The organism is Ruegeria arenilitoris, from assembly GCF_013032445.1.
In the GTDB taxonomy this organism is placed as follows: domain Bacteria; phylum Pseudomonadota; class Alphaproteobacteria; order Rhodobacterales; family Rhodobacteraceae; genus Ruegeria; species Ruegeria arenilitoris_F.
The window spans coordinates 1-7,024 of the sequence record NZ_WQCA01000061.1 but is presented as its reverse complement, the minus strand read 5'-3'; the positions used below and the strand labels follow the sequence as shown (position 1 = coordinate 7,024).

Genomic DNA, 7,024 nt, shown 5'->3' with positions numbered 1-7,024 from the left:
GCACTTGAAACAGGCAGGTCTGGTCATAGGCAAACGCTACGCAACCGCCCTGCCCTGCCCTGCTCAAGCAAAGTTAATCTGACAAGACCCGCAACGCGATGGGCCATGTTTATTGTGCAAGTTCCGTGGTATCGCAAGCACCGAAGCTCTTGCGGTCCCTCTCCCTGAGGAGGCACATAATATGTGAAACGGACATGTCCGCTTTGGGCTAACCGCGGTCATTGCCTAATCATGAGGCAATAACTATTTTGTCCGCACAGCGGGCATTCAGACGGAACGTAGGGAACGGCTGCTCTGAGTCCAAAATAGACATTCAGCGAGGAAGCGTCGAATGGCCGCTACGAGCCCAAGCGGACTCACGTCTTACTAAGCACCTGTAGCCGAACCGTGTTTTGGTCGACTCGCCGTTTCTATCGGCGTCTCACCGAAGAATTGGCGATAGGCAACTGATGTCCGACCTAGGTGGTTAAAACCGGCTTCTCCGATGAGTTTTGAAACGACACCTTTCTCATAGGTGCTTTCCAGCAAAAGTGACCTTAGCCGATGTAGCTGTACAATCGACTGGAACTTGCTTGGGCCAACACCAAGTTGTTTTTCAAAGGCCAAAAAGAGTGACCGCCTCGATACCCCGAGTTCGCGGCATAGTTCTTGAACCGTTAGTTTCGTGCCAGCCGGGTTTTCTGAAAAATACTCTTCGGCCGCCACAACGGTCTTCCATTGACAATGGCTCGCCTTTTCTGCGGCCATTTGTGGTTCGGCACAGTAAAGAATTTCACCTGCCAAGTTTTCGAGGTTCTCGAGAACGTCATTTAGCATCCAAGCTTCTGTCGCACCCGTGGCAGTTTGTTTGTGGCAAAGCCATTTCTCAATGCATCGGACATAAGCATTCAGAGCATCGGATCTGGAAAGGCGGTTGGGTGCTTTAAACGTTGCCCATCCACGCTTCTCGACCTGTAGCCACGGAACTTCCAGCAGGTATATCTGAGTGCCAGCTTCGGCTACGTAGTCATACTCTGTTGGCTTTTGCCCTTGCCAGAACACAAGAAACGGATCCTCATATAGAGTTCCCTGAAATCGAACCGGTTCGCCATTGGGCAAGACTAAACCGAGAAAGACTGTGTCGCCGTGTTGAACTTCTTGGAAACGAATACGCGAAAAATACTCCTCGCAATAAAGGCTAAAACCATTGCGTTGGGCCATGCGCCAATTCAGCTTCGGACCCTGTGGAGAGAGAGCGAGCGCTTCGAGTTGGACGCCAGTGTAATCAGGCAGGTCTTCCACTGAACGTATTTTCTCGGACAGTAACATAGCGCCTCAGTTAACCCTTACTGCGACCGCCTCTGGCAGCAGCACATTGAAATTCAATTATTCATAATAGTTTGCACGATTCGGATAGCCAGTCCTAAACTCAGGTTACACTATCGATCTCGAACACAGAAAACCTGTCAATGTCCTCGGAGTGCCTCATGAACAAGCTAACACTTTCCATTGCTGCGCTATTGGTGTCCTCAACTGCTCTCTATGCGCAGGCCGCCGATCTGGTCTTTACCAATGCTTCCGTACTTACCATGAATGACGATGCGCCGACGGCGCAGGCCGTTGCGGTCACAGGGAACCAGATAAGTTACGTTGGCGATGTTGCGGGTGCAGAGGCACTGATCGGTGATAACACCGAAGTTCTGGACTTGGGTGGGGATACCCTGTTGCCGGGGTTTGTGTCAGGCCACGATCACATTGTTGCATCGGGTTGGACGTCGCGCGGTGTCAGTCTGTTTGGAATTGAAACACTTGAGGAGGCCTTGGCCGCAGTCAAGGAATATGCCGATGCAAACCCTGATGAGGAGTTGATCCTTGGATATGGGTTCAATCAGGTGGCTTATGGCGGGTGGCCCACAAAAGAAGATTTGGATTCGGCGGTTTCTGACCGTCCGGCTTTTATCCTCGACTTCACAATCCACGATGTTTGGATGAACTCCAAAGCTTTCGAAGCGGGTCAAGTCAGCCCTGACGAAGAGGATCAGGTGCCGGGTGTTATGTTCTGGCAGCGTGACGCGGAAGGCAACCAAACAGGAATCGGCATTGAATTCCAGTGGGCTGCGGCATTTCGAAATGCAGGCGCTTGGGACCCGGCAGGTGAAATTCCTGACATCCAGAAAAACCTCTACGATCAGGCCGTCAAAACCGGAATTACAGCCGTTCACGTGCCTCTGATGGCTATGCCGACTGTTACCGATCTGTCTCTTGTGAAAGATGACGAGAAACTCGCACTGGCTCACCTACACGAACTTGAAAAGAACGGTGAGCTAACGATCCGCACTTTTGTTGCGACGGGTTTCAAGGACCCGACCGCCACTGCTGACGAAATCGTAGAGCACACACTCGAATTACGTGAGCAGTACGACAGCGACATGCTGCGGATCTGGGGCATCAAAATCCATCCGGAAGGGAACTGGAGTTCGAAAACCGCCTGGATGCTGGACGACTATGCGGACGGGTCCGCAACGCGCGGTGCGGCTGCCATTGAAGGCCCAATGATAACTTCAGTCTATCTACATGCTAATCAGAACGGGCTTCCGGTGGGCACTCACGTCGATGGATCACAAACAGTGCGCAACACGGTGGACGCGATCATGACCGCGCGCGGCGCTGGTTATGACGTTCCCAACAATCTGTTGCATCACTACTTTTGGGTATCGGATCAAGACCACGAGACAGTTATTGAGAATGACATCATGGTAAATACGACGCCTATTTTCCACGTTGATTGGGAAAACCAGGATGTTAACGCTTTGGACCTGTTGGGACGTGCAAAGGTCGAAGCTATTTTTGCCCGCTATTCCTCACTGATGGCGCTTGGACACAACGTATCGATATCTTCGGACGTACCATCCTCGCCTATTGATCTGATTGGTCCACTGCTAAATGTTGAGATCGCGATGACTTTGCAGGACCCGCTGAATCCGGACAGTAAACCGTTCCCATTGTCGCGCAAACCGGCCTCATTGGAAGAGTCGCTGAAAGCAATCACAATCTATCCTGCGGCTCAGCAAGCAATGGAGGACAAAATCGGGTCCATCGAAGTCGGCAAATATGCCGACCTCGTTGTTCTCGATCAGGACATTACTGCCGTCGAACCGCGTGAAATCTCGAACATCAAGGTGTTAGGCACGCTAATGGATGGGCGGTTCACGCATCGGGACGGCATTTGATTGCTGGGGCGCACAACGCCCTTGGCCGTCTCGTGTAAACTCCGGATAGGAGGCAAAAATTGAAACGACTGGTTCGTTGTACAGCTTTTTGGCTGGCTGCAAGTTTTTCAATGGTGACTCATGCTTACGCGGAAGAAGTCGCTTTTATCGCCATACTGAACGTTCCCGCTGAAAACGCACAGGCTTTTGATGCTTTGGCCAACGATATGGTTGAGGCGTCTGCCTCCGATGACGGGCTTTTGATTTACGAGTTCGCCCGAGTTGGCGAGACTGTGTACGGCTACGAACGTTATGTGGATGCGGCTGCCCACGCCCGGCACGAAGCGTTGATCGAACCTTTCATACCCCAGTTGGTTGAGTTGGCGCAGTTCGAGAAAATAGTCACGCTATCGAAGCTTACAAACAGCCATCAGGAATTGTTCCAAAGCATTGGAGCGGAGATTGGCCAACCAATTGCCGCTGCGTCGCAAGGGCCATCCAAATGAATGCGCGATGGCAAAGAAAGTTCAGAAAAAGTCTACAAAAAAATTTAAGCGGAACTCGGGAGCAAATGATGAAATGCCGACTTTGCATTTGTACAATGTTCTTCGCTGGGATGCTGAGTTTTCAAGCCGATGAAGCCCGAGCTTGTGATGCTGCTTGTCAGGCAGCGCGGAAGGCCGCGAACCCACTTGCGGACACAAAGGCGCTGATCACCGACAATACAATTGCCTTCAGAACCGGGACGAACGATGACGACAGCTACAACTTTCAGCTACAGCCCGTCTATTCAGTTCCACTTACAGACGCCACCTTGGTGCTTCGGGGAATTGTGCCGATTCAAGGTGTCCAACCCGGAGCCGTGTTGCCGCCGGGAATTGTCGATCCCTCGGAAGAAGATGATTTGGCTTGGGGCATCGGCGATTCAACTGTTCAGGCATTCTATTCACCTACGCCAGGAGAGAGCGGAATCGCGCTGGGGTACGGCCTGCAAGTATCCCTTCCAACGCATACTAATGACGCCTTGCAAGGCGCAGGTTGGGGCGCTGGCCCTGCCTTTGTCATGTTTGGGCAAACCGGTGATCTGTCGTGGGGTGGTGTCATTGCCCATATGTGGGGCGAGAACGATTTCAACGTAACCATCCTGCAACCCATTTTGAACTACGGTTTGGGAGAGGGTTGGTACATCGGGTACAACAACGTCGTTTCGTACAATTGGAATTCCGCCAGCAATGATGAAGCTTGGGCAATTCCACTGGGTTTGACCGCTGGTAAAACGTCAATCATCAATGAGGCCAAAGGCACCGCTATGGACGTCAGTGTTGGATACTACACTCTAGAGCGTAAACCTGATGGTGGGCCGAACAGACAACTCAAACTAGGATTATCGTTCTTTTTTTGACTGGCGCTTTGGAAGCATAATTCAAGAGACGGCTTTCAATGGCTGGGGACAGCAAAAACGTGAGAGTGAACGATCCCATGTATAGCAGACCTTGGCCGAAAACTTGGCTCCGTCGTAACTGTGAGGAAAACTGGAGCTGTGAAATGACAAGCAACCTGATCGCTCTGGCAATTACAGTTTTTGCGTTCGCACACATTCAAACTGCTCAGGCTGAGGTTGCCCAAGGCCCGCAAGAATCTGCTGCCCAAGCGTCTCCTTCAGGGGCGAAGCGTTTTGACATGTCTGAGCGCTTACTTGGTTTGGCCATTGCCCCAAGCTCCACGGGGCTAGATGAGTCTATTCATGAACGTGTTGCGGTAAGCTGGCGTGATTTGAAGCCAACCCTAAAGTCTCTGGAAACCCCGTTTGAATCCCTGCCAAATCCGTTGTTGAACGCTATGCGAACGCAAGTTCGTTGGCGAACTTCCAGTACCAGTGAGCGCTCTGATCCTGATCTAATTAAAGAATATAGGGCGGCCAATGGTATTCTGTACGCAAATGATGTCGACGTAGAAAAGCTAATGCTGGAGCGCCGAAAAATCATTGCGCAAAACAACTCAATCGGGCGCGGTCCAAATTTGGATAAACTGGGCACGACCATCAGGCTACCTGGGTACATCGTACCACTGACAATCGACGGAGGAATTGTAACCGAATTTCTGTTTGTCCCGGTTGCTGGTTCTTGCGTTCATACACCTTCGCCGCCACCGAACCAAATTATTCATGTTGATTACCCTGAGGGTGTAGAACTCACATCGATTTTCGATGCGTTTTGGATCGAAGGCGAACTGTCAGATGAACGCAGAGTCAGCGATGTTACATTCTACGATGGTGCGACAAACGTGGAATCCATTTATAAACTCAATGCGCGTATTGTTGAAGCATTCACCTATTGATCTCAGGGTAGCACATTCGCCAAAAACCCAAGAGGTTAAGTCGCTCTTCAAGTGCTCTACCTTTGTAGATTACAACGTGTCTAGGACACGCTACCCAGAACGTGGCAACAAAATTTCGCGCGTGTTTGCTAGTAGCAAAGTCAGACAAGTCCAGAATTCGGTTCAGTTGCTTTAGGACGTCTTACTAAATTAACCCATTGAACACGCGACTTTCCTTTGCCCCATGCAGTTAGAAAAGTTGTTGACTTCGGCTCTCGTTTCCGTTCAAGAACTTTTTATTGACTCAATAAAGGCTCCAAACACTCGGCCCTTCTTGACGCGCTCAAGCCGGACGGGTCATCGCCAAAATCTTCCGCAACTTTTCTGTAAGCTTCTATCATAAACTCTGGGTTTTCGAGATCCCGCACTATAATACCAACTACCTCTTTCAGATATGGCTGTGAAAGTCTGGTTTTGATGCTCATTTCTTCAATCAAAGGCCACTCTGCCTCGATTAAACACGTGGCAGCATCATCTTTTAGGCCCTTTTTCAACTCTTGAGCTTGGACACCACACACAGTGAAAAGGATCGCGCAAGCGGCGAACGGTATTGGCTTCATTCTGTTATTCCTCGCTTCCTCTAGGAGAATTTAACCGCGTTCCTGATAGCGTAGCACCAAAGGCGATCAAATTTCCAAGCTCTTTGGGATGTGGAGCCGTCCCGGGCCGTCACCGGCCTCATTGACATTGAATAGGCCGCAAATTCGAAGCAATTAAATGGTGCGGGCAGTCAAATTGCTCGCGCCACGAAGTAAAGTTGGCAGCTTTGCCCGCAAACCTCTAGAAGCCGTATTTGTAGCTAATGTCCGCTATCGCTTGAAGCCGTAACTCACGGCGGAAAGTTCGGGTTTCCGTGAAGAATAACCGCTCAGCGAGCCAAAAAAAGCCTTCGGAAAGATAGTCGATGCTGTCAGACAGATTCGAACCAGTCTCAGCTATGCCAGTAGAGCTGCCCTTTATGCCGCACCAAGTTCGCGCCACTCGGCGAGAGCGGCGGTTGGTGTCAGCTTGAAGGTGTTTCGGCTGGCGAGCGATCTTTCTTTGTTAAAGTGGTTGTGGACGGAGGCGAACTTCTGCAAACTTCGCATGCGCCTGAAACGTTGCATGGCCCATTCTCTTCGTCGAAACGGCAGGTGCGAGTTCTCGACGCGGTTGTTGAGCCACCTGCCCGTCCTTTGTTTTTCGGTAGCGCCAAGCTCTCTGAGCGCGGCTCTGTATGAGGCGAAGCGATCCGTGACGACGTTTTCCGCTTTACCGTGCCGCTTCATCAATTTCCTGAGGAATTTCAGTGCTGCCTGCTTGTTTCGGCGTTTGGTGACAACGGCTTCCAGCACCTCACCTTCGTGATCAACGGCCCGCCAAAGATAAAGCCGCTTGCCATTTACCTTCACAAAAACCTCATCCACGTGCCATTTCCATTTGGAGAACGCGCGCAGCTGCTGAACACGCTTCTGTCTAAT

The 7,024-nt window shown here is 51.0% G+C and carries 7 protein-coding genes; 4 read left to right on the top strand and 3 right to left on the bottom strand.

Annotation, left to right across the window (positions count from 1 at the left end; genetic code table 11):
- Positions 1 to 366: 366 nt before the first annotated feature.
- Positions 367 to 1,308, bottom strand: coding sequence for a helix-turn-helix domain-containing protein (locus GOW98_RS25130; RefSeq protein ID WP_170337336.1), 942 nt, complete (start codon positions 1,306 to 1,308; stop codon positions 367 to 369).
- A 158-nt stretch (positions 1,309 to 1,466) separates the two neighbouring features.
- On the opposite strand from GOW98_RS25130, the gene GOW98_RS25125 reads away from it, so the two are divergent.
- The 4 genes from GOW98_RS25125 to GOW98_RS25110 all read left to right on the top strand — a co-directional run bounded on the left by GOW98_RS25125 (position 1,467) and on the right by GOW98_RS25110 (position 5,525).
- Positions 1,467 to 3,209 (top strand): amidohydrolase, encoded by a 1,743-nt coding sequence (locus tag GOW98_RS25125; RefSeq protein WP_170337335.1) that lies wholly within the window; start codon positions 1,467 to 1,469, stop codon positions 3,207 to 3,209.
- Positions 3,210 to 3,268: 59 nt separating this feature from the next.
- The gene (locus GOW98_RS25120; protein ID WP_170337334.1) at positions 3,269 to 3,694 is read left to right on the top strand and encodes a putative quinol monooxygenase; all 426 of its coding nucleotides are present in this window, start codon (positions 3,269 to 3,271) and stop codon (positions 3,692 to 3,694) included.
- Positions 3,691 to 4,590: a hypothetical protein gene (locus GOW98_RS25115; protein WP_170337333.1), complete on the top strand. Its 900-nt coding sequence runs from the start codon at positions 3,691 to 3,693 to the stop codon at positions 4,588 to 4,590. The genes GOW98_RS25120 and GOW98_RS25115 overlap by 4 nt, the downstream gene beginning before the upstream one ends.
- A 143-nt stretch (positions 4,591 to 4,733) precedes the next feature.
- Positions 4,734 to 5,525 (top strand): DUF3299 domain-containing protein, encoded by a 792-nt coding sequence (locus tag GOW98_RS25110; RefSeq protein ID WP_170337332.1) that lies wholly within the window; start codon positions 4,734 to 4,736, stop codon positions 5,523 to 5,525.
- Between the two features lie 275 nt (positions 5,526 to 5,800).
- Here the strand turns inward: GOW98_RS25110 and GOW98_RS25105 are convergent, their stop codons facing one another.
- Together GOW98_RS25105 and GOW98_RS25100 are read right to left on the bottom strand one after the other, a co-directional pair.
- Positions 5,801 to 6,124 carry a hypothetical protein gene (locus GOW98_RS25105; protein WP_170337331.1) on the bottom strand — a complete coding sequence of 108 codons (324 nt, stop codon included), beginning with the start codon at positions 6,122 to 6,124 and terminating at the stop codon, positions 5,801 to 5,803.
- Positions 6,125 to 6,520: 396 nt separating this feature from the next.
- Positions 6,521 to 7,024: DDE-type integrase/transposase/recombinase (locus GOW98_RS25100; RefSeq protein ID WP_170337330.1), on the bottom strand; the 504-nt coding region annotated here is incomplete at its 5' end.

Bases quoted from the DNA above. Each gene is read 5' to 3' on its own strand.
- GOW98_RS25130 (WP_170337336.1), bottom strand. From the start codon at position 1,308: ATGTTACTGTCCGAGAAAATACGTTCAGTGGAAGACCTGCCTGATTAC.
- GOW98_RS25125 (WP_170337335.1), top strand. From the start codon at position 1,467: ATGAACAAGCTAACACTTTCCATTGCTGCGCTATTGGTGTCCTCAACT.
- GOW98_RS25115 (WP_170337333.1), top strand. From the start codon at position 3,691: ATGAATGCGCGATGGCAAAGAAAGTTCAGAAAAAGTCTACAAAAAAAT.
- GOW98_RS25110 (WP_170337332.1), top strand. From the start codon at position 4,734: ATGACAAGCAACCTGATCGCTCTGGCAATTACAGTTTTTGCGTTCGCA.
- GOW98_RS25105 (WP_170337331.1), bottom strand. From the start codon at position 6,124: ATGAAGCCAATACCGTTCGCCGCTTGCGCGATCCTTTTCACTGTGTGT.